The sequence below is a fragment of the Pseudomonas sp. 8209 genome, from assembly GCF_028682105.1.
Taxonomy (GTDB): domain Bacteria; phylum Pseudomonadota; class Gammaproteobacteria; order Pseudomonadales; family Pseudomonadaceae; genus Aquipseudomonas; species Aquipseudomonas palmensis.
In genome coordinates, this window is the sequence record NZ_JANIAH010000005.1 from 84,391 (window position 1) to 110,401 (window position 26,011).

The window sequence follows — 26,011 nt, forward strand, 5'->3', positions numbered from 1 at the left end:
GCTTCACTGCTTGAAAAAAGCCCTGCCCTCACCGGCGGGGCTTTTTTTTGCCTTGCCGGTGGGGCTGCCCGTAGGAGCCGGCGTTGCCGGCGAAGGCAACACCGCAGTACCTGCCTGGTGATGCAGTGGGCCCTTCGCCGGCAACGCCGGCTCCTACACAGGCGAGGGTATCGACTCAGTCTTCGCTGATGGTGATATTGGGCATCGCCGGCGCCGCCGCTTCCTGCAGCACGATGCGCGCCCCCACCTGCCGTGCCAGTTCCTGGTACACCATGGCAATCTGGCTTTCAGGCTCGGCAATCGCAGTCGGCTTGCCGCTGTCGGCCTGCTCGCGAATCAGCATCGACAGGGGCAGCGAAGCCAGCAGCTCCACACCGTACTGCGCCGCCAGCTTCTCGCCACCACCTTCACCGAACAGGTGCTCGGCATGCCCGCAGTTCGAGCAGATATGCACGGCCATGTTCTCGACCACGCCCAGCACCGGGATATTCACCTTGCGGAACATCTCCACACCCTTTTTCGCGTCCAGCAGCGCAAGGTCCTGCGGCGTGGTCACGATCACCGAACCGGCCACCGGCACCTTCTGCGCCAGGGTCAGCTGGATGTCGCCGGTGCCCGGCGGCATGTCGATCACCAGGTAGTCGAGGTTGTCCCAGGCGGTCTGGGTCACCAGTTGCAGCAACGCACCGGAGACCATCGGGCCACGCCATACCATCGGCGTGTTGTCGTCGGTAAGAAACGCCATCGACATGACTTCCACGCCATGCGCACGCAACGGCACGAACCACTTCTGGTCGCGGATCTGCGGCCGGGTCCCTTCGGCGATACCGAACATCACGCCCTGGCTGGGGCCATAGATGTCGGCATCCAGGATACCCACTCGCGCCCCTTCACGGGCCAGGGCCAGGGCCAGGTTGGCGGCGGTGGTGGACTTGCCCACACCGCCCTTGCCCGAGGCAACGGCCACGATGTTCTTGACGTTGGCCAGGCCCGGAATCTGCGCCTGGGCCTTGTGCGCGGCGATCACACAGGTGATCTCGACCTGTGCCGAGGCCACGCCCTCGATCCCCTCGACGGCGGTCTGCAGCACCTGGGCCCAGCCGTTCTTGAACAGGCCGGCGGCATAGCCCAGCTCCAGGGCCACGCTGACCCGGTCGCCCTGGATATCGATGCTGCGCACACACCCGGCGCTGACCGGGTCCTGGTTCAGGTAAGGGTCGGTGTATTGGCGAAGGACGGTTTCAACCGCTGCGCGAGTGACGGCGCTCATGGAGACTCCCGATAAAAGACTGAATGAAACAGGTCGCTATGCTAACCCGTGAAACAACGGCAGATACGTCCATGGGGTGAAATATATTTCCCATCGTTTTATAGTGGCCGATCACCGTTCATACCCTGTAGCCGAAAGTAGCCGAGCCCCCATGTCCGAGCCACGCCAGATTCTCGTCACCAGCGCCCTGCCCTATGCCAACGGGTCGATCCACCTTGGCCACATGCTCGAGTACGTTCAGACAGACATGTGGGTGCGCTTCCAGAAGTACCGCGGCAACCAGTGCACCTACGTGTGCGCCGACGACGCGCACGGTTCGGCGATCATGCTGCGCGCCGAGAAAGAAGGCATTACCCCCGAGCAACTGATCGCGAATGTGCAGGCCGAGCACTGCGGCGACTTTGCCGACTTTCTGGTGGAGTTCGACAACTACCATTCGACCCACGCCGACGAAAACCGCGAGCTGTCGAGCCAGATCTACCTGAAACTGCGTGACGCCGGGCATATCGCCACGCGCTCGGTCACCCAGTATTTCGACCCCGACAAGCAGATGTTCCTGGCCGACCGCTTCATCAAGGGCACCTGCCCCAAATGCGCGGCCGACGACCAGTATGGCGACAACTGCGAAAAATGCGGCGCCACCTACGCACCGACCGAACTGAAGAACCCCAAGTCGGCGATCTCCGGCGCCACCCCGGTGCTCAGGGACTCCCAGCACTTCTTCTTCAAGCTGCCCGACTTCCAGGCCATGCTGCAGCAGTGGACCCGCAGCGGCACACTGCAGGACGCCGTGGCCAACAAGTTGGCCGAATGGCTGGATTCCGGCCTGCAGGAATGGGACATCTCCCGTGATGCGCCGTACTTCGGCTTCGAGATCCCGGGCGAGCCGGGCAAGTACTTCTATGTGTGGCTGGACGCGCCGATCGGCTACATGGCCAGCTTCAAGAACCTGTGCGACCGCACGCCGGAACTGGACTTCGACGCCTACTGGAAAAAAGACTCCAGCGCCGAGCTGTACCACTTCATCGGCAAGGACATCGTCAACTTCCACGCGCTGTTCTGGCCGGCCATGCTCGAAGGCGCCGGCTACCGCAAGCCGACCGCAATCAACGTGCACGGCTACCTGACGGTCAACGGCCAGAAGATGTCCAAGTCTCGTGGCACCTTCATCAAGGCGCGCACCTACCTCGACCACCTGTCGCCGGAATACCTGCGCTACTACTACGCGGCCAAGCTGGGCCGTGGCGTGGATGACCTGGACCTGAACCTGGAAGACTTCGTGCAGAAGGTCAACTCGGACCTGATCGGCAAGGTGGTCAACATCGCCAGCCGCTGCGCAGGGTTCATCCACAAGGGCAACGGCGGCGTGATGGTGGCCGGCGACGCCGCACCGGAGCTGACCGAAGCCTTCCTGGCTGCGGCACCGGGTATCGCCGACGCCTACGAAGGCCGCGACTTCGCCCGTGCGATGCGCGAAATCATGGGCCTGGCCGACCGCGCCAACGCCTGGATCGCCGACAAGGCCCCGTGGTCGCTGGCCAAGCAGGAAGGCAAGCAGGACGAAGTGCAGGCCGTGTGCGCCCAGGGCATCAACCTGTTCCGCCAGCTGGTGATCTTCCTCAAGCCGGTGCTGCCGCAACTGGCCAGCGATGCCGAGGCGTTCCTGAACGTCGCGCCGCTGACCTGGAACGACCACCTGAGCCGTCTCGAGAACCACCAGCTGAACCCGTTCAAGGCATTGATGACCCGCATCGACCCGGTCAAGGTGCAAGCCATGGTCGACGCTTCCAAGCAGGACCTGGCCGCCAGCCAGACCAGCGTGGTCACCGGCAACGGCGAGCTGACCAAGGACCCGCTGTCGGCCGAGATCGACTTCGACACCTTTGCCGCCGTCGACCTGCGGGTAGCGCTGATTCTCAAGGCCGAAGCCGTGGAAGGGGCCGACAAGCTGCTGCGACTGACCCTGGACATCGGTGACGAGCAGCGCAACGTGTTCTCCGGCATCAAGTCCGCCTACCCGGACCCGAGCAAGCTGGAAGGTCGTCTGACCATGATGATCGCCAACCTCAAGCCACGCAAAATGCGCTTTGGCGTGAGCGAGGGGATGGTCATGGCCGCAGGCCCTGGCGGCGAGGAGATCTACCTGCTCAGCCCTGACAGCGGCGCCAAGCCGGGTCAGCGCATCAAGTAAGTGCCACGCCCCGACCCTGACCGGCCGGGGCGTTCTCATTGCACCGTGATTGCCGGATAATGGCGCACAGCCTCTTGCCTGTGGCGCGCCCATGACCGAACTGCTCCTTACCCTTATCAGCGCTGCGCTGGTCAACAACCTCGTGTTGCACCAGGCCCTCGCGCTCGACCCGCTGCTGCAGCCCGTCGAGCCGGCGTCACGTCGCCGGGTGCACGCACTGGGGTTGGCGACGCTGGTGCTGATGGTGCTGGCGGTCGTACCGGGGCAGTTGCTTTACCGCTACGGGTTGCGCCCGCTGCAACTGGAGTACCTGCGCCTGTTCGTGTTCCTGCCGCTGTGCGTTCTGCTGGCAGCGCCGGTGCTGAACCGGTTGCAACGCCAACTGCCACACTGGCCGTTCACCGGCCTCAAACCCTTGCTGCTGGGCAATGCCGCCGTCTTGGGCCTTGCCCTGCAAGCCAGCGATGCCACGCTCGACCCGTTCGCCACCCTGGCCCTGAGCCTGGGCGGCGGCCTGGGCTTCTGGCTGGCGCTGTGCCTGTTCGACGACCTGCGCCAACGCAGCGACGCGGCCCCCGTGGCCTTGCGCGGCCTGCCCATCGAGCTGATCGGCGCAGGGATCATGGCCCTGGCCTTTCTCGGTTTCAACGGACTGTTCACCTCATGAGCCTGATTCAACGCATCGACGCCCTGCTGCCCCAGACCCAATGCGGCAAGTGCGGTCATGCCGGCTGCCAGCCTTACGCCCAGGGGCTGGCGGCGGGCGAGGCGATCAACAAGTGCCCACCCGGCGGCAGCGAGACCATTGCCGCACTGGCAGCACTGCTGCAGGTGCCGGTGATTGCCCTGGATACCGACCGCGGCAGTGCGCCCGCCCAGGTCGCCTTCATTCGCGAGGCCGAATGTATCGGTTGCACCAAATGCATCCAGGCCTGCCCGGTGGACGCCATCGTCGGCGCCGCCAAGCTGATGCACACAGTCATCAGCGCCGAATGCACCGGCTGCGACCTGTGCGTGGCGCCTTGCCCGGTCGACTGCATCGACCTGCTGCCACTGCCTGCCGACAGCCCTATCGTGCCGATCGTCGGCGGCCTGGCGCACACCCGGCCACAGCAGCTCGCCCGCGCCGCCCGGCGCAGCCATGCACGCCACCGCTTCGAGCAGCGTGCCCAGCGCCTGCAACGCGAAGAGGCGCGCAAGCAGGCCGAACGCATCGCGCGCAGCCAGCGGCCCGCCCCGAACGCGGCGGCTGCGGTGCCGGCCGACGACCCGATCAAGGCCGCGATTGCGCGGGTGCAGGCGCAAAAGGCTGCAGCCGCCGATGCGGCGCTGAAAAAGGCCAAGATTGCCGCGGCCATGAGTCGCGCCCAGCTGACCAAGGCGCGCACAGCCTTTGGCGACTCGCCAAGCCCGGCGCAGCAAGCGCAACTGGCTGAGCTGCAGCAAGCGCAGCAACAGGCCCAGGCTCACCTGGAATCACTGCTGGCGGTAAGCGATGCTGCCCGCGCCTGACCCGGGCGAACGCCTGCGCGCCAGCCTGCGCCTGGTGCTGCTGGCGTGCCTGCCCGGCTTGCTGGCACTGACCTGGCTGCACGGTTGGGGCACCCTGCTCAACCTGCTGCTGACCACCACCGCGGCGCTGGCGACCGAAGCGGTGTTGCTGCGCGCCCAGCGCCGCCCGGTACGTGCTGCACTGGGTGATGGCAGCGCCCTGGTCAGCGCCACACTGCTGGCCATCGCCCTGCCCGCCTACCTCGCCTGGTGGGTGCCGGTGATTGCCAGCGCAAGCGCCCTGGCCCTGGGCAAGCATGTGTACGGCGGGCTTGGCAAGAATCCGTTCAACCCGGCCATGCTCGGCTATGCCGTGGCCCTGGTCAGCTTTCCGGCCCAGATGACCCAGTGGCCCGGGCCGCAACCGCTGGACCTGGGCACCAGCCTCGAAGCGGTGTTCGGCTTGGCCGTCCGACCCGACGCCTGGGCCCAGGCGACGGTGCTGGATGTGGTGCGCCACAACCAGAGCCTGACCATCGAAGAACTGTTCGGCCAGCACCCGGCCTTCGGCCGATTCGCCGGCGCGGGCAGCGAGTGGGTCGCCCTGGCCTTCCTGGCCGGCGGCCTGTTGTTGCTGCAGCGCAAGGTGTTCAGCTGGCATGCCCCGGTGGCCATGCTGGGCAGCCTGTTCATCATGAGCCTGCTGGGCTGGAACGGCTCGGGCTCCGACTCCAATGGCTCGCCGCTGTTTCACCTGCTGGCCGGCTCCAGCCTGTTCGTCGCGTTCTTCATCGTCACCGAACCGGTCAGCGGCCCCAGGGCGGCCAGCGCACGCCTGCTGTTCGGCGCCGGGGTGGGCGTGCTGGTCTATCTGATCCGTACCTGGGGTAGCTACCCCGACGGCAGTGCGTTCGCCGTGCTGCTGATGAACCTGTGCGTGCCGGCGCTCGAACGCTGGGCCGCGCGGCGCCAAGGGCAGCCGGCATGACCCCCCGGGCGCGTGCAGTGCTGCTGGTGGCGGCTGTGGCGTGCCTGGCCATCGGCTGCGCCATTGGCTGGGCGCAGTTGAACGCCGCGCGTATCAGCCAGGCTGAACTGCAGCTCAAGGCCAGGAGCCTGCTGAGCGTGCTGCCGGCAGAGCGCTACGACAACCAGCCGCTGCAACGCCCCCTCGCACTGCCCGCACCGACCCTGGCCCATAGCACCCTGCTGGCCGGCTACCGCGCGACCCTGCTCGGCCAGCCCAGCGCCGTGGTGCTGCACAGCCGGGTTCAGGGCTATGCGGGGCCATTGGACCTGCTGATCGCCATCGACAGCCACGGCCGCCTGCTGGCCACCCGGGTGCTGCAGCACCAGGAAACGCCAGGGCTTGGCGGCAAGCTGAGTGAACCGGGCAACACCTGGCTACGCGGGTTCGAGGGCCGCACGCTGGCGGACACCCCCGATCCGGCCTGGGCCCTCAAGCGCGATGCCGGCCAGTTCGACCAGCTGGCCGGCGCCAGCGTGACCTCCCGCGCAGTGGTCCGGGCGGTGCACGATGCCCTGCGCTACTTCGACGAACACTCCCTCTATCTGCTGGGTACCGGTGAACATGAATAGCCGCAGCCTGCTCATCCTCAGCCTGGCCCCGATGCTGGGCGCCAGCCAGACCCTGGCCCAGGCCGCAGCGCTGGCGTTGTTCAGCCTGTTGAGCCTGTGCCTGCACCGGTTGTGCATGACGCCCTTGCGCCCGCTGCTGCAAGGGCTGCAGACCACGCTGGTCAGCGTGCTTTTGGCGGCGATGCTGGTGACCTGCCTGGAGCTGAGCCTGCGCGCCTGGGCCCTGGAGGTTCACGCGCAACTGGGCATCTACCCGGCGCTGATCGCACTGCAATGCGTGCTGCTGGAACAGAGCTTCGAGCGCCATTGCGGCGTCGCGCAAGGCCTGCTGCTGGTCATCGGCTTGTGTACAGTGCACCTGCTGCTGGGCCTGTGTCGCGAACTGCTGGGCTCTGCCGGGCTGCGCCTGGCCCAACTGACCCCGGGCGCACTGATCCTGCTGGGCCTGCTACTGGCCATTTTCAACCGGGTGCGGCGCAAGCCGGCCCCCTCTAGCCGTCAAGGAAGCCTCTGAGCCCATGAATGCTGCCAAACGCCTGGAAATCTTTCGCAGGCTGCACGAAGACAACCCGGACCCGAAGACCGAGCTAGCCTACACCACCCCCTTCGAACTGCTGATCGCGGTCATCCTCTCGGCGCAATCCACCGACGTGGGGGTCAACAAGGCCACTGCACGCCTGTACCCGGTGGCCAACACGCCCCAGGCCATCTACGACCTGGGCGTTGAAGGGTTGTCCAGCTACATCAAGACCATCGGCCTGTACAACAGCAAGGCCAAGAACGTCATCGAAACCTGTCGCCTGCTGATCGAGCGCCACGGCGGCGAAGTGCCGCAAACCCGCGAGGCCCTCGAAGCGTTGCCAGGGGTGGGCAGAAAGACGGCCAACGTGGTGCTCAACACCGCATTTCGCCAGCCGACCATGGCGGTGGACACGCATATCTTCCGGGTCAGCAACCGCACCCGTATCGCCCCCGGCAAGACGGTGCTGGAGGTGGAAAAGGCATTGATGAAGTTTGTGCCCAAGGACTATCTGCTGGATGCGCACCACTGGCTGATACTGCATGGGCGCTATGTATGCCAGGCGCGCAAGCCACGCTGTGGAAGCTGCCGTATCGAGGACCTTTGCGAGTACCCGCAAAAAACCTCCGACGATTGAACAAATAGTTGAATCGGTTGCGCACGATTGAAAAAATCTTTTTTACCGGCTCTGAAAATATCGCTATAAGGTGCGCCAATAGCCCTCTTGGCATGGAGTGACTTATGAGCACCGATAACGAAGAGCTGGATATCGACGTCGAGCCGGACACGGCAGACGAACAGGAAACGGAAAGCCCGCCCGAAACGGCGAAGACCAACCTCAGCAAGCGTCGCACCATCGACAACATGCTGGAAGAACGCCGCCTGCAAAAGCAGTTGGCCGATTACGACTTCGATCTTTGACGGCCCACTTCAGGTCGCGGGCGGGCCGTCTCTAGCGCATGCAGGGGCCAGGCAGTCGCCCTGGCAAGGTCTGGTTCACACCAGGCCGTTACGCTGGGCCAGTTCGATAAGGTCCACCAGGGAGCGCGCATTGAGCTTGAGCAACAGGCGCGTCTTGTAGGTACTCACCGTCTTGTTGCTCAGAAACATGCCGTCGGCAATCTCCTTGTTGGTCTTGCCGCGTGCCAGTTGCTGCAGCACCATCATCTCCCGCCCCGACAGACGTTCGACCATATCCGCTTCGCTGGAACCGCCAAGGTTCGAACGCACCGAGTGCAGGGCCTGGTTGGGGAAGTAGCTGTAACCGGAGAGGACCGCCTTGATGGCGCTGAGCAGCTCGGTAAGGTCCTGCTGCTTGCAGACATAACCCGCGGCGCCCGCCTGCATGCACCGCATCGAAAAATGCCCAGGTGCCTGTGAGGTCAGCACCAGTACCTTTATGTTCACGTCATTGGAGGTCAACCTTGCGATGACCTCCAGCCCATCGAGCTTGGGCATGCCGATATCCAGTATCACGATATCGGGCAGGTGTTTCTTGACCAGCTGCAGCGCGTCCACTCCGTTGTCGGTCTCTGCGACAACTTCATAGCCATGCCGCTCCATCAGCATGCGTACAGCCAGGCGAATGACCGGATGATCATCCACGATCAGCACTTTATTCATGGGCAAAATCCAATTTTCGCTGTTCGATTTTTTGAGCCCGCACAATAGCCTAGTCAACCGGCATAGTGCATTGCAGCTTCCTTGACAGTTGCACGACAAGACCAGACCTACCTAAATAGAAGATTATTCCTACAAAACTTCCTGATAGCAGGCGTTAAGCAGAAACAATCATTGCGCCGTTCGAGGCGTGCATGCAGTGCGAACAAACACTAACACCGCACTCTCGCCACGTTCCATATGACAACGCTCGCCCGCACGCAGGAAATATCCGTGATATTTGCCAAACCCGGGTATCAATCCCGTCACGGCGTTTTATCGCGTCGAAGTTGCACCGAAGTATTTCCTGAGGACGATCCATAACCCCCTGAACACCGAAGTACCCAGGCCGCATAGTGGTTCCAAAAACAATGCGAACCCTGACCCTTGCGCCCACGAAACAGCGCTCACGCCGAGCAGCAGGCACGTACATGAGCAACGTCGAACCGAAAAGCCCACTGACGATCATTGCTATTTTCGCGGGTATCATCGAAGCCTCTGCGTTGGCCTCACTGCCCTTTCTTGGCGAAGACAGCCAGGGTATCTACACGTGGTTTCTGGTGGGCTTTCCACCCTTTCTGACAATCCTGTTTTTCCTGACGCTCAACTTCAACAGCAAGACGCTGTATTGCCCGGAGTACAACGAGGACACGCCTGAAGTTCCGGATGAACCCAAAGACTGGCCAACTTCAGAACAACGTGAAAGTCACCTGCCGCCTGCCCGTTCTGCCTTTGCACAATTGACCACACAAGCCCCACCCCTGGGTTGCGACGCCATGGCACCCGCTATCTCGACCATCGTCATTTCCGGTGCACACAGCACATCGCTGATCGAATACCTTGTCACTCAGGCCATCACGCAACAGCCCAGGCTGGGCACGCTGGTCATCCACAACCTTGAAACCGGCACGCAGACCACACTGACCACCCATGCCCTGGGCGCCGAGCTACCGCAATGAAGGCATAAAAAAACCCGGCCTCAGGCCGGGTTCCTTTCGTTCAAGCGCCCCTCACACCAGTGAGCGGCCCTTGTTCGCGGCAATGCGCAGGCGCAGTGCGTTGAGCTTGATGAAGCCCGCCGCGTCGGCCTGGTTGTAGGCGCCGCCGTCTTCTTCGAAGGTGGCGATGTTGGCATCGAACAGCGAATCGTCAGACTTGCGACCGGTGACGATGACGTTGCCCTTGTACAGCTTCAGGCGAACCACACCGTTCACGTTCAACTGCGAAGCATCGATCATCTGTTGCAGCATCAGACGCTCAGGGCTCCACCAGTAGCCGGTGTAGATCAAGCTGGCGTACTTGGCCATCAGCTCATCCTTGAGGTGAGCCACTTCGCGGTCCAGGGTGATGGACTCGATCGCACGGTGCGCGCGCAGCATGATGGTGCCGCCCGGGGTTTCGTAGCAGCCACGGGACTTCATGCCCACATAGCGGTTCTCGACGATGTCCAGGCGACCGATGCCGTTCTCGCCGCCGATGCGGTTCAGGGTGGCCAGGACGGTGGCCGGAGTCATCTCGACGCCGTCCAGCGCCACGACGTCGCCGTTGCGGTAGGTCAGTTCCAGGTAGGTCGGAACATCAGGGGCGTTTTCTGGCGACTTGGTCCAGCGCCACATGTCTTCTTCGTGCTCGGTCCAGGTATCCTCCAGCACGCCGCCCTCGTAGGAGATGTGCAGCAGGTTGGCGTCCATCGAGTACGGCGACTTCTTCTTGCCGTGACGCTCGATCGGGATACCGTGCTTCTCGGCGTAGTCCATCAGTTTCTCGCGCGAGAGCAGGTCCCACTCGCGCCATGGGGCGATGACCTTGACGCCTGGCTTGAGCGCGTAGGCACCCAGCTCGAAACGCACCTGGTCGTTGCCCTTGCCGGTGGCGCCATGGGAAATGGCGTCGGCGCCGGTTTCGTTGGCGATCTCGATCAGACGCTTGGCGATCAGCGGACGTGCGATGGAAGTACCCAGCAGGTACTCGCCTTCGTAGACGGTGTTGGCGCGGAACATCGGGAACACGAAATCGCGGACGAATTCTTCTCGCAGGTCATCGATGTAGATCTCTTTGACACCCATGGCCTGAGCCTTGGCGCGGGCCGGTTCGACCTCCTCGCCCTGCCCCAGATCGGCGGTGAACGTCACCACTTCACAGTTGTAGGTATCTTGCAGCCACTTGAGAATCACCGAAGTATCAAGGCCGCCGGAATACGCCAGTACGACCTTTTTTACGTCCGCCATGCCATCACTCCACGGGTTGTACGGAAAGCCGGTGATTCTACCGGCCTTACCGCAGAATTTACAGTGGGGCGACAGCTTGTGACGACAAAGCGACAGAAATTGTCGTCGGCGCGACCGGCGGTCGCACCGTCGAATCAGGCGGCGGGTTTGCCTGCCTGGGCGGCCGGCGTCTGCGTGGGTGCCGGCGCAGGCGGGGTCGCTGCCGGTTCGGCAGGCTTGTGCGGGGCAACCTCTGCGGGCTTCTCGACCGGGGTGACGCGGTCGAGCTGGATGTTCACCCGGCGGTTGCGTGCCCGATTGGCGGCATTGGTATTGGCCGCCAGCGGATAGCGCTCGCCATGAAAGCGCACGGTGATCTGCTCTTCGGGGATGCCATGGGCCTTGAGGTAGTCCTGCACCGCCAGGGCGCGGCGACGCGAGAGGTCGCGGTTGGTCAGGCGGTTGCCGCTGTTGTCGGAGTGGCCATCGAGCTCGATGTGGTTGACCGTGGGGTCGGCCTTGAGGAAGTCGATGATCACGTCCAGGCGGGCACGTGCATCGGCATCCAGATCGATACCGCCGCCCGGAAAGCCCACGCGTGCCTGGCGCACCTGGTCATAGTTCATCGGCAGCAGCTTGGCCGCACAGGCCTGGTAGTCACCGTAGGCACGGTTGAACTTCACCGGCAGCACGCGCACTTCCATGCTGCGCCCGGCTTCGCCGGTGTAGTTGCGCACCACGGTGCTGCGCCCGTCCAGCAGGCCATTGATGAGCCGGCTGGCCTGGCCCTGGGAGCTGTTGAACAGCACGCCGCTGCGCGCCATGCGCACCGCGCCCAGGTTGATGTCGCCACGCCCGGGCTGCCACGGTGCGGCGGCGGCCAGCAGGGTCGCGGAGCCGGCGCCCAGCACATTGCTGGTGGAGCGTAGCTGGAAGGTGGCCTGCTCGCCCGCGCGGCGCACGAACTCGCCGCTGCCGAAATCGGCGATCGGCTGGATCAGCCGGCATTCGAACTGATCGCCCTCGACCTTCCACTCGACGTTCTCCACGCGAGTCTGGAAGGTGAGTGCCACGGCCGGCAGGCTGGCAAACATACTGAGCAGGGCTAGGTAACGCTGGCGCACGGGCGGCTCCACAAATTTCTTACGGCATACCTGCAAGCTATCGGACGCCCTGCGCAAAACTTGATAGCGAGTGCTCGGATCGGGCTTTTCCGGTAGCATTCACCGGGAGTTCGAACCGCCTGGAATCCCCAATGTCCGACCGCCTGACCCTCCTGCGTCCCGACGACTGGCACATCCATCTTCGCGATGGCGCTGTATTGCCCCATACCGTCGGCGACGTGGCGCGCACCTTTGCCCGCGCCATCATCATGCCCAACCTGGTACCGCCGGTACGCAACACTGCCGAAGCCGACGCCTATCGCCAGCGCATCCTGGCCGCCCGCCCTGCCGGCAGCCGCTTCGAACCGCTGATGGTGCTGTACCTCACCGACCGCACCCAGCCCGAGGACATTCGCGCGGCCAAGGCCAGCGGATTCGTGCATGCCGCCAAGATGTACCCGGCCGGCGCGACCACCAACTCGGACTCCGGCGTGACCAGCGTCGACAAGATTTTCCCGGTGCTCGAAGCCATGGCCGAGGTGGGCATGCCACTTCTGGTGCACGGCGAAGTGACCCGCCCCGAGATCGACGTGTTCGATCGCGAGAAGCTGTTCATCGACGAGCATCTGCGCCGTGTGGTCGAGCGCTTCCCCACGCTCAAAGTGGTGTTCGAGCACATCACCACTGCCGAAGCCGTGCAGTTCGTCAACGAGGCCCCGGCCAACGTCGGCGCAACCATCACCGCCCAGCACCTGCTGTACAACCGCAACCACATGCTGGTGGGCGGTATTCGCCCGCACTTCTACTGCCTGCCGATCCTCAAGCGCAACACCCACCAGGTGGCTCTGCTCGACGCAGCCACCAGCGGCAGCAGCAAGTTCTTCCTCGGCACCGATTCGGCGCCCCACGCCCAGCATGCCAAGGAAGCCGCCTGCGGCTGTGCCGGCTGCTACACCGCGTTCGCCGCCATCGAGCTGTACGCCGAGGCGTTCGAACAGCGCAACGCGCTGGACAAGCTGGAAGGTTTCGCCAGCCTTCATGGCCCGGCGTTCTACGGCCTGCCGGCGAACACCGACCACATTACCCTGGTCCGCGAAAGCTGGACCGCCCCAGGCAGCCTGCCGTTCGGCGAGCAGACTGTCATCCCGCTGCGCGCCGGTGAGCAACTGCGCTGGCGCCTGCTGGAGGAGACTGTGTGAGCGACGATTACGAAGACGACCAGGAAGGTCAAGGCGGCGGTTCGCGCCATCCGATGGCAGAGCGCTTTCGCGGCTACCTGCCGGTGGTGGTGGATGTTGAAACCGGTGGTTTCAACTGCGCCACCGATGCACTGCTGGAAATAGCCGCAGTCACCATCGGCATGGACGAAAAGGGCTTTCTGTTCCCGGAGCACACCTATTTCTTCCGCGTCGAACCCTTCGAGGGCGCCAATATCGAACAGGCGGCCCTGGACTTCACCGGCATCAAGCTCGATCACCCGCTGCGCATGGCGGTCAGCGAAGAGTCGGCGCTGACCGACATCTTCCGCGGCGTGCGCAAGGCCCTCAAGGCCAATGGCTGCAAGCGCGCGATCCTGGTGGGGCACAACAGCAGTTTCGACCTGGGCTTCCTCAACGCGGCCGTGGCGCGCCACGACATGAAGCGCAACCCCTTCCACCCGTTCTCCAGCTTCGACACCGCCACCCTGGCTGGCCTGGCCTATGGTCAGACCGTGCTGGCGCGGGCCTGCCAGAGTGCCGACATCGACTTTGACGGGCGGGAGGCACACTCGGCGCGCTACGACACCGAGAAGACGGCCGAGCTGTTCTGCGGCATCGTCAATCGCTGGAAGGAAATGGGCGGCTGGCAGGACTTTCGCGACTGACCGCTTCGCCGGCCGGCGCCTGCAGACGCTACGCGACGCAGGAGCCAGCCTTGCTGGCGAACAGGCATAAAAAAACCGGCCACCAGGGCCGGTTTTTTCATGCGTGGCGCTTACAGCTTGCCAGCATTCTCGCTCAGGTAGGCAGCAACGCCTTCTGGCGAAGCGGTCATGCCCTTGTCGCCTTTTTTCCAGTTGGCAGGGCAGACTTCGCCGTGCTCTTCGTGGAATTGCAGCGCGTCGACCAGACGGATCAGCTCTTCCATGTTGCGGCCCAGCGGCAGGTCGTTGACGATCTGCGAACGGACAACACCCTTGTCGTCGATCAGGAACGCGCCACGGAAGGCCACGCCGCCTTCGGACTCGACGTCGTAGGCCTGGGCGATTTCGTGCTTGAGGTCGGCAGCCATGATGTATTTGACCGGGCCGATACCGCCGGCGTTGATCGGGGTGTTGCGCCAGGCGTTGTGGGTGAAGTGCGAGTCGATCGAAACGGCGATCACTTCAACGTTGCGCGCCTTGAAGTCGTCCATGCGGTGATCCAGGGCGATCAGCTCGGACGGGCAGACGAAGGTGAAGTCCAGTGGGTAGAAGAACACCAGGCCGTACTTGCCCTTGATAGCCGAAGCCAGGTTGAAGCTGTCGACGATCTCGCCGTTGCCCAGTACTGCAGGTACGGTGAAGTCCGGGGCGTTTTTGCCTACGAGCACGCTCATTCGATATCTCCTGATGGTATTGAATGGTTTGCGCAGCCGACCCGCAGGTCCGCTGGCATGACACAAGAACTGCCCATCATACACCGACCGACGCCGTGCGCCGAGCGAATGCCAGCCCACTGCCAGACTGACCGCCGGTCGCTCTGGAACGGGCCTCTGCACAAGGTACTTTGACAAGCATTCTCATTAGCATTAAGCTCCCCGACATCAAGCCTTTACCAGCGATGGTCTCCCTTATGTATGTGTGTCTTTGTGTTGGTGTTACCGACGGACAGATCCGCGATGCGATTTACGAAGGATGCTGCAGCTACAAGGAAGTCCGTGCCGCCACCAACGTGGGCACCCAGTGCGGCAAATGTGCCTGCCTGGCCAAGGAAGTGGTACGTGAAACCCTGACCAAACTGCAGGTCAGCCAGGCCGCCCTGCCTTATCCGGTAGAATTTACCGCAGCCTGAAAACAGCGAATTTGAAGAACCGGACCTCGTGTCCGGTTTTTTTATGCCTGCAATTCAAGTAGTTAGGCTTAAAACGCGGAACACAAACATTCTTATTCCGATTAATTTTCATTTATTATTCAATAACTTAGGTTTGACACTGGAAGTTGTCGGGCTCAGACTCGTGCTTATCGACACACTTACGCAGGGCAGGACCCCATCATGAAAGGCGACGTTAGCGTCATCCAGCATCTCAACAAGATCCTCGGAAACGAGCTGGTCGCAATCAACCAATACTTCCTGCATGCGCGCATGTACGAAGACTGGGGTCTGGAAAAGCTCGGCAAGCACGAATACAAAGAATCCATCGACGAGATGAAACACGCTGACAAACTGATCAAGCGCATTCTGTTTCTAGAAGGTATTCCCAACGTCCAGGACCTGGGCAAGCTGCTGATTGGCGAACACACCAAGGAAATGCTTGAGTGCGACCTGCGCCTGGAGCAGAAAGGCCTGATCGACCTGAAGGCGGCGATTGCGCATTGCGAGACCGTGGGCGACTTCGGCAGCCGCGAACTGCTCGAGGACATCCTCGAGGCCGAGGAAGAGCATATCGACTGGCTGGAAACCCAGTTGAGCCTGATCGACAAGGTCAGCCTGGAAAACTACCTGCAGTCGCAGATGGGCGAGTAATCACGCCCAACCGGCTGCAACCAAAGCCCCGCCTGTGCGGGGCTTTTTTTCGCCTGGGGTAACCGGCCTTGCCGGCCACCGGGCCCAGGCAGGCACAAAAAAGCCCCGCAGATGCGGGGCTCTACAGTGCAAAACCGGATTCAGGCCTTGGCCGCCTCGGCCTTGGCAGCGGCGTCCTTGATCAGGGTCTGCAGCTCGCCGTTGGCAAACATCTCGGCCATGATATCGCTGCCGCCGACCAGCTCACCGCCCACCCACAGTTGCGGGAAGGTCGGCCAGTTGGCGTACTTGGGCAGGTTGGCGCGGATTTCCGGGTTCTGCAGGATATCCACGTAAGCGAACTTCTCGCCACAACCCATCACGGCTTGCGCCGCCTTGGCCGAAAAGCCGCACTGCGGGGCATTCGGCGAGCCTTTCATGTAAAGCAGAATGGTGTTGTTGGCAATCTGCTCTTTGATTGTTTCGATAATATCCATGAAGCACCTCGCGGCTGAACTTTCCGACCTGGTTGTCGGCACGGTGACGCATTGTATCGGAAAGCCGAGCGTGACGCTCGGCCTTGCCGATATCAGGCCGCAACCACCTCTACCACCACCCCGTTGAGCGCCGCATTGCCCGATACCGCGTCGCGCTGACGCTCGTCGGTCAGATCGTTGGCACTGGCCCCTGCTTGCGCCTGAGCGATGCCCAGGCGCATGCCTGGCCGCCCGTGGCCGAAGCCGTGTGGCAGGCTGACCACGCCGGGCATCATATCGGTGCTGGCGAGCACCTCCACCTCGATGCTGCCCACGCGCGAGCTGACGCGCACTCGCTGGCCGTCCTGCAACTGCCGGCCGGCCAGGTCGTCGGGGTGCATCAGCAGCTGGTGGCGCGGCTTGCCCTTCACCAGGCGATGGTAGTTGTGCATCCAGGAGTTGTTGCTGCGCACATGCCGACGCCCGATCAGCACCAGTTGCGTGGCGTGGGGCAAAGCTTGCGCGGCGAAGCGCTGAAGGTCGGCCAGGATCACCGCGGGCGCGGCCTCGACACACTGGCTGGCAGTTTTCAGCCGTGCACCGAGGTTGGGCTGCAACGGCCCCAGGTCGATACCGTGGGGATAGCGCTCGAGGGTGTGCAGCGACAGGTCGAACGCGCTGCCCTGGCCATGGGGCCCGCCGCGCAAGCCCAGGTCGATCATCTGCGCGGGTGTCAGGGTCGGTTTGAGCGGCTTGTCGGCCAGTGCCGCGAAGGCCTTGGCCAGGCCGACGAAGATCTCCCAGTCGTGCAGCGCGCCTTCGGGCTTGGCCAGGATCGCCCGGTTGAAGCGGCTGACGTTGCGCACCGCCAGCAGGTTGAAGGTGGTGTCGTAGTGATCGTTCTCCAGCGCCGAGGTGGACGGCAGGATCAGGTCGGCATGGCGCGTGGTCTCGTTGATGTACAGGTCGATGCTGAGCATGAACTCCAGCCCTTGCAGCGCCTGCTCCAGCTGCCGCCCATTGGGCGTGGAGAGCACCGGGTTGCCGGCCACGGTGACGAGTGCGCGCACCTGCCCTTCGCCCTCGCACAGCATTTCTTCGGCCAGTGCCGCCACCGGCAGCTCGCCTGCGTACTCGGGCAGGCCCGACACCCGGCTCTGCCAGGCGTTGAAATGTCCGCCGCTGGTACTGGCCACCAGGTCCACTGCCGGCTGGGTGCACAAGGCGCCGCCGACCCGATCCAGATTGCCACTGACCAGGTTGATCATCTGCACCAGCCAATGGCACAGGGTGCCGAAAGCCTGGGTCGAGATACCCATGCGCCCATAGCACACGGCCTTGTCGGCGGCGGCGAAGTCGCGGGCCAACTGGCGGATCTGCTCGGCCTCGATACCACAGCGCGGGCCCATGGCTTCGGCTGTGAACGGCGCGATTGCCTCGCGCACCGCGTCCAGCCCGGCCACCGGCAGGTGCGTGGTACGGCTCAGGCCTTCCTCGAACAGGGTGTTGAGCAGCCCGCACAGCAGCGCCGCATCAGCGCCTGGGCGCACGAACAGGTGTTGGTCGGCCATGGCCGCGGTCTCGCTGCGCCGCGGGTCGACCACCACCAGCTTGCCGCCCCGTGCCTGCAGGGCCTTGAGGCGCTTTTCGACATCGGGCACGGTCATGATGCTGCCGTTGGAAGCCAAGGGGTTGCCGCCCAGAATCAGCATGAAGTCGGTATGGTCGATGTCCGCAATCGGTAACAGCAGGCCATGGCCGTACATCAGGTAGCTGGTCAGGTGCTGCGGCAACTGGTCGACCGAGGTCGCGGAAAAGCGGTTGCGCGTCTTGAGCAGGCCCAGGAAATAGTTGCTGTGGGTCATCAGGCCGTAGTTGTGCACGCTGGGGTTGCCCTGGTACACCGCCACCGCGTTCTGACCATGGCGCTGCTGAAGGGCCCAGAGCTTCCGGGCGGCCAGCGCGAACGCCTCGTCCCAGCCGATGGCCTGCCATTGCTCGCCGATGCGGCGCATGGGAGTACGCAGGCGGTCCGGATCGTTCTGGATGTCCTGCAACGCAACGGCCTTGGGACAGATATGGCCACGGCTGAAGGTGTCCAGCGCATCGCCCTTGATCGACGTGATGCGCGGCGCCTGCCCAGGCTCATGGGCCACTTCCAGGGTCAGGCCGCAGATGGCTTCGCACAGATGACAGGCACGGTGATGCACGCTTTTGCTCATGGCCGCCTCTTGTTGTAGGTCTGATTAGCGACCTCGACTATGGCCCTGCCCCGCCCCCCTCGCCAGTGACGTTCGTGGCGTGAATCGCCCGGCATCAGGCAAGGCGATGGTCGCGGCGCGCTGGCACCTGTACCGCGCATGCGTTGCAAAGGCCTCGGCGGGCAGTGTACAAAGCCTGTCCGGCCCAATAAAAAGCGTCACCCAACGGCTTGAACACATTCGGCAACGTCGAGTTCGCAGCCGCCACTTGGTAAGACGCGACATTTAATTATAGTATTGCGCCTTTCCCTATTTCGTCGCCCCGTGCGGCTTTCGCCGCAGGTCACTTCCGTTATTTTCGAAAACCGGCTTTTGATGATCTGCGGTCTGTTGCAAAAAGGTAGTCAATGATGAGCGCTAGGCACTTTCTCTCCCTGATGGATTTCACCGCCGAAGAACTGGTCAGTGTGATCCGCCGAGGGATCGAGCTGAAGGACCTGCGTAACCGCGGCGTACTCTTCGAACCTCTGAAAAACCGCGTGCTGGGCATGATTTTCGAAAAATCGTCCACGCGTACCCGGCTGTCGTTCGAAGCCGGCATGATCCAGCTCGGTGGCCAGGCCATCTTCCTGTCGCCACGCGACACCCAGCTGGGCCGTGGCGAGCCGATCGGTGACTGCGCCATCGTCATGTCGCGCATGCTCGACGCGGTGATGATCCGTACATTTGCCCACAGCACGCTCACCGAGTTCGCCGCCAATTCGCGGGTACCGGTGATCAACGGCCTGTCCGACGACCTGCACCCGTGCCAGCTGCTGGCCGACATGCAGACCTTCCTCGAACACCGCGGCTCGATCCAGGGCAAGACCGTGGCCTGGGTGGGCGATGGCAACAACATGTGCAACAGCTATATAGAAGCGGCCATCCAGTTCGACTTCCAGCTGCGCATCGCCTGCCCTGAGGGCTATGAGCCCAACCCGGCGTTCGTGGCCCAGGCCGGCGAGCGCGTGCAGATCGTGCGCGACCCCAAGGACGCCGTGCGCGGTGCACACCTGGTGAGCACCGATGTCTGGACTTCCATGGGCCAGGAGGAGGAAACTGCACGGCGCCTGGCGCTGTTTGCGCCTTACCAGGTCAACCGCGAACTGCTCGACCTGGCGGCTGCGGATGCCCTGTTCATGCACTGCCTGCCCGCCCACCGTGGCGAGGAAATCAGCCTGGACCTGCTCGACGACCCCCGTTCGGTCGCCTGGGACCAGGCCGAAAACCGCTTGCATGCACAGAAGGCGCTTCTCGAATATCTTGTCGAACCGGCCTATCACCACGCATGAGTCAACCTCTACTGCTTAACCTGCGCGACCTCGCCTGCGGCTATGGCGAGCAGCGCATCGTCCAGAACCTCAACCTGCACCTCAACGCCGGCGACATCGGTTGCCTGCTGGGTTCCTCGGGGTGCGGCAAGACCACCACGCTGCGCGCCATCGCCGGTTTCGAGCCGGTGCACGAGGGCGAGATCAGCCTGGCGGGCGAAGTCATCTCCAAGGCCGGCTTCACCCTGGCCCCGGAGAAGCGCCGCATCGGCATGGTGTTTCAGGACTACGCGCTGTTCCCGCACCTGACCGTGGCCGAGAACATCGCGTTCGGCATCGGCAAGCACCCGCGCCAGCGCCAGGTGGTCGATGAAATGCTCGAGCTGGTGAAGCTGGACAAGCTTGGCGGGCGCTACCCGCACGAGCTGTCCGGCGGCCAGCAACAGCGTGTGGCCCTGGCCCGTGCCCTGGCACCCGAGCCGCAACTGCTGCTGCTGGACGAGCCGTTCTCCAACCTCGACGTGGAACTGCGCCGACGCCTCAGTCATGAGGTGCGTGACATCCTCAAGAGTCGCGGCACCAGCGCGATCCTGGTCACCCATGACCAGGAAGAGGCCTTTGCCGTCAGCGACCATGTGGGCGTGTTCAAGGAAGGCCGCCTGGAGCAGTGGGACACCCCGTACAACCTCTACCACGAACCGTTCACGCCGTTCGTGGCCAGCTTTATCGGCCAGGGCTATTTCATCCGTGGCCAGCTGACCAGCCCCGAATCGGTGCAGACCGAACTGGGCGAGCTGCGCGGCAATCGGGCCTACACCCTGCCCCAGGGCAGCGCGGTGGATGTGCTGCTGCGCCCGGACGACATCGTGCATGCGCCCCACAGTGCCTTGAGGGCAAGCATCGTCGGCAAGAGCTTCCTCGGTGCGTCCACCCTGTACCGCCTACAACTGGGTACCGGCAGCCAGCTCGAAGCGATCTTCCCGAGCCATATCGACCATCAGGTCGGCGGCGAGGTGGGCATTGAAGTGGCGGCGGACCACCTGGTGCTGTTCCCGGTGGCCGGCACGGTGCCGGCACAACTGCCGGTGGCGGAGAACGGCGTGCGACGCTACAGCGCGGCGCTCTGATAAGGCTTCGCCAGCAAGGCTGGCTCCTACAGGAAATTGCCTGGCCTACTGTAGGAACCAGCCTTGCTGGCGAAAAGGGCCGCTAGAGGAACAACGTCCCGCTCGCCACCCGCGTCGCATACCCGCCAATCTTCACCCGCGCCCCTTCCAGGCGGCAGAACAGCTCCCCACCCCGCGCGGAACACTGCACCGCGTGCAGCTCATCCTTGCCCAGGCGCTGCGCCCAGTAAGGGATCAGCGAGCAGTGCGTGGAGCCGGTCACCGGGTCTTCAGGGATACCGATCCCCGGCGCAAAATAGCGCGACACAAAATCATGCTCGCGCCCTGGCGCCGTGACAATCACGCCCAGCCCCGGCAACGGCACCAGCGCCGCCATGTCAGGGCGACAATCCCGCACCGCCTGTTCGCTTTCGAGCACCACGAACAGTTCATTGGTCTGCCACACCTCGACCACCGGGCACCCCAGCGCCTGCGCCACCGGCGGCAGCTCGGCCAGCGGCTGCGGGTCGTAGCGCGGGAAGTCCAGCACCAGGCGCCCCGCCTCGCGGCTCACGGTCAGCGGCCCCGAACGGCTGTCGAACGCCAGGCACTCGGCATCTTCCCCATACACCTCGAACAGCACATGCGCGCTGGCCAGGGTCGCATGCCCGCACAGCGGCACTTCGGTGGAGGGCGTGAACCAGCGGATGCGCCAGCGCTGCGCCTCGCGCACGACGAATGCGGTTTCGGCCAGGTTGTGCTCGGCCGCAATTTTTTGCATCAGTTCATCGGGCAGCCATTGCTCCAGGCGATACACCATCGCCGGGTTGCCGCTGAAGGGTTGGGAACTGAAGGCATCGACCTGGTGAAATTCAAGCTGCATGGGTTGGCTCCTGCATGGGAAGGCAGCGAGCATGCCTGCCCGGGCGCTCGCGCTTCCATATACAGAATGGCCGGATTTGGAGGATACAGATGCTACTCGCGGCCGATCGCCGCAAAGCTGCCCCGGGTGTGCTCGGCCAGCACCGCCGCCGCCAGTTCCACCTCCAGCCCGCGCCGCCCGGCGCTGACATGAATGGTTTCGAACTGCTGCGCCGAAGCATCGATGAAGGTGCGCAGGCGCTTCTTCTGCCCCAGTGGGCTGATCCCGCCTACCAGGTACCCGGTGGAACGCTGTGCGGCCATCGGGTCGGCCATTTCGCACTTCTTTGCGCCCGCCGCATGGGCCAGGGCCTTGAGGTCCAGGCTGCCCACCACCGGCACCACCGCCACCAGCAACTCGCCCTTCTCGGTGCTGGCCAGCAGCGTCTTGAACACCCGCGCTGGCTCCAGGTTGAGCTTCTCGGCGGCTTCCAGGCCGTAGGAAGCCGCCTTGGGGTCGTGTTCATAACTGTGGATGCGGTGTTCGGCGCGGGCTTTCTTGAGCAAATCCAGGGCGGGGGTCATGCAGGGCTCCAGGCAGGGTGATCGGTCTCCAGTCGCTGGCTACTTTAGGGCAAAACGCCGGAGCCAACCATTACCCGCCCGGTTGCCACCGACACCACCTGAGCCACCGGCAGTCAGAATATGAATGGCAGTTCACTTTCGACCTTTGACATCAGCGTTTCTTGTCTATATTTTTTCGATTCTGAATATCGAACTGCCCCAATACCGTGCAGTTCTGCCGTCAACCCGACCAGAATGGGGATTCTGCTCGGGTTTTTGTCGAGCGCACACGCGCCTCACAACAACAAGAACCGAGGTCACGAATGACGACTGCTCTACGACAACCAACGCTGTCTGCCCAATGCATTGCCGAATTCCTCGGCACCGCATTGCTCATCTTTTTCGGTACCGGCTGCGTCGCGGCACTCAAGGTCGCGGGCGCCAGCTTCGGCCTGTGGGAAATCAGCTTCATCTGGGGCGTGGGGGTCAGCATGGCGATCTACTTCACCGCCGGGGTGTCGGGTGCACACCTGAACCCGGCCGTGAGCATCGCCCTGAGCCTGTTCAGCGGCTTCGAAAAGCGCAAGCTGCCGTTCTACATCGTCGCCCAGGTGGCCGGTGCCTTCTGCGGCGCGGCGCTGGTATACACCCTGTACAGCAACCTGTTCTTCGATTACGAACAGACCCACGCCATGGTGCGCGGCAGCACCGCCAGCCTGGAGCTGGCCTCGGTGTTCTCCACCTATCCGCACCCGTTGCTGTCCACCGGCCAGGCATTTCTGGTGGAGGCCGTGATCACGGCCATCCTGATGGCGGTGATCATGGCCCTTGCCGACGACAGCAACGGCCTGCCCCGCGGCGCACTGGCACCACTGCTGATCGGCCTGCTGATCGCGGTGATCGGCAGTGCCATGGGCCCGCTGACCGGCTTTGCGATGAACCCGGCGCGCGACTTCGGCCCCAAGCTCATGACCTTCCTGGCCGGCTGGGGCAACGTGGCCTTTACTGGCGCACGTGACATTCCCTATTTCCTGGTTCCCATCATTGCGCCGATCATAGGTGCAAGCGTGGGTGCCGCCCTGTATCGCGGCGTGATCGCGCGCAACTTGCCCACGGCAGACGGCGCGAACGCCCAGACCGACGACAACGCTCGGGGCAAGACCCAGGCCTCCTGATGCCGAACCGGCGAGCCAGGCTCGCCCTGCCCCGACTTCCACCTTTTCGAGTGCAAGGCCCACACCATGACCGACACCCCGAACAAGCACTACATCATTGCCCTGGACCAGGGCACGACCAGTTCACGCGCGATCATCTTCGACCGTGACGCCAACGTGGTCGGCACCTCGCAGCGCGAGTTCGCCCAGCATTACCCCCAGGCCGGCTGGGTCGAGCACGACCCGATGGAGATCTTCGCCACCCAGAGCGCGACCATGGTCGAAGCACTGGCCCAGGCGGGCCTGAGCCACGACCAGGTGGCGGCCATCGGCATCACCAACCAGCGCGAGACCACCGTGGTGTGGGACCGCGAAACCGGTCGCCCGGTGTACAACGCCATCGTCTGGCAGTGCCGACGCAGCACCGAGATCTGCGAGCAGCTCAAGCGTGACGGCCACGCGGACTACATTCGCGAAACCACCGGCCTGGTCACCGACCCGTACTTCTCGGGCACCAAGCTCAAGTGGATCCTGGATAACGTCGACGGCGTGCGTGAACGCGCCGAACGCGGCGAGCTGCTGTTTGGCACCGTGGATACCTGGCTGATCTGGAAGTTCTCCGGCGGCAAGGTGCATGTCACCGACTACACCAACGCCTCGCGCACCCTGATGTTCAACATCCACACCCTGGAATGGGACGAGAAGATGCTGCAGGTGCTGGGCATCCCGAAGCAGATGCTGCCCCAGGTACGCTCGTCGTCAGAGGTGTACGGCCACACCAAGAGCGGCATCGCCATTGCCGGCATCGCCGGCGACCAGCAGGCTGCGCTGTTCGGCCAGATGTGCGTGGAGCCGGGCCAGGCCAAGAACACCTATGGCACCGGCTGCTTCCTGCTGATGAACACCGGCGACAAGGCCGTGCAGTCGTCCCATGGCCTGCTGACCACTATTGCCTGCGGCCCGCGCGGCGAAGTGGCCTATGCCCTGGAAGGCGCGGTGTTCAACGGCGGTTCGACCGTGCAGTGGCTGCGTGACGAACTGAAGATCGTCAACGACGCCCACGACACCGAGTACTTCGCCAGCAAGGTCAAGGACAGCAACGGCGTGTACCTGGTGCCGGCATTCACCGGCCTGGGTGCGCCGTACTGGGACCCGTACGCGCGCGGCGCCCTGTTCGGCCTGACCCGCGGGGTCAAGGTCGACCACATCATCCGCGCCGCGCTGGAGTCGATCGCCTATCAGACCCGCGACGTGCTCGACGCCATGCAGCAGGATTGCGGCGAGCGCCTGAGCGCACTGCGGGTGGACGGTGGCGCGGTGGCCAACAACTTCCTGATGCAGTTCCAGGCCGACATTCTCGGCACCTGCGTGGAACGCCCGCAGATGCGCGAAACCACTGCGCTCGGCGCCGCCTACCTGGCCGGCCTGGCATGTGGCTTCTGGAGCGGGCTGGACGAGCTGCGCGGCAAGGCCATCATCGAGCGCGAGTTCACTCCGCAGTTGGAGGAGGCGCAGAAAGAGAAGCTGTACGCCGGCTGGCTGAAGGCAGTGGACCGTACCCGCGACTGGGAACCGCACGAGGAATAAAACCTGCGCAGGCCTCTTCGCCAGCAAGGCTGACTCCTACACTGTAGGCACCAGCCTTGCTGGCGAGGCGCCCACAGGATCGTTTCAGCCAGCCCCGCGCTGGCCCCCGCCCCCATCCTGCGGCATCATGCAGATTTGCCCGGCAGCCCAAAAGGACCGCCCATGAATCTGCCCCCTCGCCAACAACAAATTCTCGAGCTGGTCCGCGAACGCGGCTATGTCAGTATCGAGGAAATGGCGCAGCTGTTCGTTGTAACCCCGCAAACCATCCGCCGTGACATCAACCAGCTGGCCGAAGTGAACCTGCTGCGCCGCTATCACGGTGGCGCGGCCTATGACTCGAGCATCGAGAACACCGCCTACGCCATGCGTGCCGACCAGATGCGCGACGAAAAGCAGCGTATCGCCGAAGCCATCGCCGCGCAGATCCCCGATCACGCCTCGCTGTTCATCAACATCGGCACCACCACCGAGTCCATCGCCCGCGCCCTGCTCAACCACAACCACCTGAAGATCATCACCAACAACCTGCATGTGGCCTCCATCCTCAGCGCCAAGGACGATTTCGAAGTACTGCTGGCCGGCGGCAACGTGCGCCGCGATGGCGGTGTGGTCGGCCAGGCCAGCGTCGACTTCATCAACCAGTTCAAGGTCGACTTCGCCCTGGTCGGCATCAGCGGCATCGATGAGGACGGCAGCCTGCTCGACTTCGATTACCAGGAAGTGCGCGTGTCCCAGGCCATCATCGCCAATGCGCGCCAGGTGATCCTCGCCGCCGACTCCAGCAAGTTCGGGCGCAACGCCATGGTGCGCCTGGGCTCGATCAGCCTGATCGACTGCCTGGTGACCGACCAGCCCCCCGTCGCCGCCCTCGCCCAGTTGCTCAACCAGCACAAGATCCGCCTGGACGTGGTGTAGCGCCATCGCGGCCCTCGCAACGGGGGCCGCTCGAATGTTCATAATTTTTCATTTATTTGTCATCCGATCAGTATTTTCTATTGAAAGCGACTGGCGGGCGCCATTTTGTTG

At 63.6% G+C, this 26,011-nt stretch carries 26 protein-coding genes and 1 pseudogene; 18 read left to right on the top strand and 9 right to left on the bottom strand.

What is annotated here, in order from left to right; genetic code table 11:
* Positions 1 to 175: 175 nt before the first annotated feature.
* The gene (gene apbC / locus NP552_RS12020; RefSeq protein ID WP_058540969.1) at positions 176 to 1,270 is read right to left on the bottom strand and encodes an iron-sulfur cluster carrier protein ApbC; all 1,095 of its coding nucleotides are present in this window, start codon (positions 1,268 to 1,270) and stop codon (positions 176 to 178) included.
* 151 nt (positions 1,271 to 1,421) lie between these two features.
* Between apbC and metG the strand changes: the two genes are divergently transcribed.
* The 8 genes and pseudogenes from metG to NP552_RS12060 all read left to right on the top strand — a co-directional run bounded on the left by metG (position 1,422) and on the right by NP552_RS12060 (position 7,992).
* A complete protein-coding gene (gene metG / locus NP552_RS12025) occupies positions 1,422 to 3,461 on the top strand; it encodes a methionine--tRNA ligase (RefSeq protein WP_274096761.1) in 2,040 nt (679 codons plus the stop codon).
* Between the two features lie 91 nt (positions 3,462 to 3,552).
* A complete protein-coding gene (locus NP552_RS12030; RefSeq protein ID WP_043861962.1) occupies positions 3,553 to 4,128 on the top strand; it encodes an Rnf-Nqr domain containing protein in 576 nt (191 codons plus the stop codon).
* Positions 4,125 to 4,940: pseudogene (locus NP552_RS12035) on the top strand (RnfABCDGE type electron transport complex subunit B); the annotation flags it as partial. The gene NP552_RS12030 and the pseudogene NP552_RS12035, both read left to right, overlap by 4 nt.
* A 16-nt stretch (positions 4,941 to 4,956) precedes the next feature.
* The gene (locus NP552_RS12040; protein ID WP_054914748.1) at positions 4,957 to 5,940 is read left to right on the top strand and encodes an RnfABCDGE type electron transport complex subunit D; all 984 of its coding nucleotides are present in this window, start codon (positions 4,957 to 4,959) and stop codon (positions 5,938 to 5,940) included.
* Positions 5,937 to 6,551: an RnfABCDGE type electron transport complex subunit G gene (locus NP552_RS12045; protein WP_274096762.1), complete on the top strand. Its 615-nt coding sequence runs from the start codon at positions 5,937 to 5,939 to the stop codon at positions 6,549 to 6,551. Before NP552_RS12040 ends, NP552_RS12045 begins: the two co-directional genes overlap by 4 nt.
* On the top strand, positions 6,544 to 7,065 hold the full coding sequence (locus tag NP552_RS12050; protein ID WP_274096763.1) for an Rnf-Nqr domain containing protein: 522 nt from the start codon (positions 6,544 to 6,546) through the stop codon (positions 7,063 to 7,065). Before NP552_RS12045 ends, NP552_RS12050 begins: the two co-directional genes overlap by 8 nt.
* Positions 7,066 to 7,069: 4 nt before the next feature.
* Positions 7,070 to 7,708, top strand: a complete 639-nt coding sequence (gene nth, locus NP552_RS12055) for an endonuclease III (protein ID WP_043861967.1) — start codon at positions 7,070 to 7,072, stop codon at positions 7,706 to 7,708.
* A 104-nt stretch (positions 7,709 to 7,812) separates the two neighbouring features.
* A complete protein-coding gene (locus NP552_RS12060; protein ID WP_043861968.1) occupies positions 7,813 to 7,992 on the top strand; it encodes a PA3496 family putative envelope integrity protein in 180 nt (59 codons plus the stop codon).
* Positions 7,993 to 8,067: 75 nt separating this feature from the next.
* Here NP552_RS12060 and NP552_RS12065 read toward each other — a convergent pair whose 3' ends face one another.
* The gene (locus NP552_RS12065) at positions 8,068 to 8,694 is read right to left on the bottom strand and encodes a response regulator transcription factor (RefSeq protein ID WP_043861969.1); all 627 of its coding nucleotides are present in this window, start codon (positions 8,692 to 8,694) and stop codon (positions 8,068 to 8,070) included.
* Positions 8,695 to 9,161: 467 nt separating this feature from the next.
* On the opposite strand from NP552_RS12065, the gene NP552_RS12070 reads away from it, so the two are divergent.
* Positions 9,162 to 9,689: a hypothetical protein gene (locus NP552_RS12070; protein WP_274096764.1), complete on the top strand. Its 528-nt coding sequence runs from the start codon at positions 9,162 to 9,164 to the stop codon at positions 9,687 to 9,689.
* Between the two features lie 51 nt (positions 9,690 to 9,740).
* On the opposite strand, the gene NP552_RS12075 is transcribed toward NP552_RS12070, so the two are convergent.
* A complete protein-coding gene (locus tag NP552_RS12075; protein ID WP_043861971.1) occupies positions 9,741 to 10,958 on the bottom strand; it encodes an argininosuccinate synthase in 1,218 nt (405 codons plus the stop codon).
* Between the two features lie 134 nt (positions 10,959 to 11,092).
* Positions 11,093 to 12,061: a flagellar protein MotY gene (locus tag NP552_RS12080; protein WP_043861972.1), complete on the bottom strand. Its 969-nt coding sequence runs from the start codon at positions 12,059 to 12,061 to the stop codon at positions 11,093 to 11,095.
* Positions 12,062 to 12,192: 131 nt separating this feature from the next.
* Here NP552_RS12080 and pyrC point away from each other — a divergent pair, with 131 nt between their 5' ends.
* Together pyrC and rnt are read left to right on the top strand one after the other, a co-directional pair.
* Entirely contained in the window at positions 12,193 to 13,239 is a 1,047-nt protein-coding gene (pyrC, locus tag NP552_RS12085; protein WP_043861973.1) for a dihydroorotase, read from the top strand.
* A 53-nt stretch (positions 13,240 to 13,292) separates the two neighbouring features.
* A complete protein-coding gene (rnt, locus tag NP552_RS12090; RefSeq protein ID WP_173925077.1) occupies positions 13,293 to 13,904 on the top strand; it encodes a ribonuclease T in 612 nt (203 codons plus the stop codon).
* A 110-nt stretch (positions 13,905 to 14,014) separates the two neighbouring features.
* Here the strand turns inward: rnt and NP552_RS12095 are convergent, their stop codons facing one another.
* Positions 14,015 to 14,617, bottom strand: coding sequence for a peroxiredoxin (locus tag NP552_RS12095; protein ID WP_043861975.1), 603 nt, complete (start codon positions 14,615 to 14,617; stop codon positions 14,015 to 14,017).
* Positions 14,618 to 14,853: 236 nt separating this feature from the next.
* On the opposite strand from NP552_RS12095, the gene NP552_RS12100 reads away from it, so the two are divergent.
* Both NP552_RS12100 and bfr read left to right on the top strand, forming a co-directional pair.
* On the top strand, positions 14,854 to 15,072 hold the full coding sequence (locus tag NP552_RS12100; protein ID WP_043861976.1) for a bacterioferritin-associated ferredoxin: 219 nt from the start codon (positions 14,854 to 14,856) through the stop codon (positions 15,070 to 15,072).
* Between the two features lie 201 nt (positions 15,073 to 15,273).
* The gene (gene bfr / locus NP552_RS12105; protein WP_043861977.1) at positions 15,274 to 15,744 is read left to right on the top strand and encodes a bacterioferritin; all 471 of its coding nucleotides are present in this window, start codon (positions 15,274 to 15,276) and stop codon (positions 15,742 to 15,744) included.
* A 140-nt stretch (positions 15,745 to 15,884) separates the two neighbouring features.
* On the opposite strand, the gene grxD is transcribed toward bfr, so the two are convergent.
* Both grxD and NP552_RS12115 read right to left on the bottom strand, forming a co-directional pair.
* On the bottom strand, positions 15,885 to 16,220 hold the full coding sequence (gene grxD / locus NP552_RS12110) for a Grx4 family monothiol glutaredoxin (protein ID WP_038999109.1): 336 nt from the start codon (positions 16,218 to 16,220) through the stop codon (positions 15,885 to 15,887).
* Positions 16,221 to 16,312: 92 nt separating this feature from the next.
* On the bottom strand, positions 16,313 to 18,421 hold the full coding sequence (locus NP552_RS12115) for a molybdopterin oxidoreductase family protein (RefSeq protein WP_274096765.1): 2,109 nt from the start codon (positions 18,419 to 18,421) through the stop codon (positions 16,313 to 16,315).
* 389 nt (positions 18,422 to 18,810) lie between these two features.
* Between NP552_RS12115 and argF the strand changes: the two genes are divergently transcribed.
* Entirely contained in the window at positions 18,811 to 19,731 is a 921-nt protein-coding gene (gene argF, locus NP552_RS12120) for an ornithine carbamoyltransferase (protein WP_043861979.1), read from the top strand.
* Positions 19,728 to 20,837, top strand: coding sequence for an ABC transporter ATP-binding protein (locus NP552_RS12125; RefSeq protein WP_274096766.1), 1,110 nt, complete (start codon positions 19,728 to 19,730; stop codon positions 20,835 to 20,837). The genes argF and NP552_RS12125 overlap by 4 nt, the downstream gene beginning before the upstream one ends.
* An 82-nt stretch (positions 20,838 to 20,919) precedes the next feature.
* Here the strand turns inward: NP552_RS12125 and NP552_RS12130 are convergent, their stop codons facing one another.
* Positions 20,920 to 21,699 carry a PhzF family phenazine biosynthesis protein gene (locus tag NP552_RS12130; protein WP_058540964.1) on the bottom strand — a complete coding sequence of 260 codons (780 nt, stop codon included), beginning with the start codon at positions 21,697 to 21,699 and terminating at the stop codon, positions 20,920 to 20,922.
* Between the two features lie 92 nt (positions 21,700 to 21,791).
* Entirely contained in the window at positions 21,792 to 22,262 is a 471-nt protein-coding gene (ybaK, locus tag NP552_RS12135) for a Cys-tRNA(Pro) deacylase (RefSeq protein WP_043861982.1), read from the bottom strand.
* A 302-nt stretch (positions 22,263 to 22,564) separates the two neighbouring features.
* Here ybaK and NP552_RS12140 point away from each other — a divergent pair, with 302 nt between their 5' ends.
* The 3 genes from NP552_RS12140 to NP552_RS12150 all read left to right on the top strand — a co-directional run bounded on the left by NP552_RS12140 (position 22,565) and on the right by NP552_RS12150 (position 25,900).
* Positions 22,565 to 23,416, top strand: coding sequence for an MIP/aquaporin family protein (locus NP552_RS12140; protein WP_274096767.1), 852 nt, complete (start codon positions 22,565 to 22,567; stop codon positions 23,414 to 23,416).
* A gap of 66 nt (positions 23,417 to 23,482) precedes the next feature.
* Positions 23,483 to 24,982 (top strand): glycerol kinase GlpK, encoded by a 1,500-nt coding sequence (gene glpK / locus NP552_RS12145; protein ID WP_043861984.1) that lies wholly within the window; start codon positions 23,483 to 23,485, stop codon positions 24,980 to 24,982.
* Between the two features lie 162 nt (positions 24,983 to 25,144).
* Positions 25,145 to 25,900 (top strand): DeoR/GlpR family transcriptional regulator, encoded by a 756-nt coding sequence (locus NP552_RS12150; RefSeq protein WP_043861985.1) that lies wholly within the window; start codon positions 25,145 to 25,147, stop codon positions 25,898 to 25,900.
* Positions 25,901 to 26,011 lie beyond the last annotated feature (111 nt).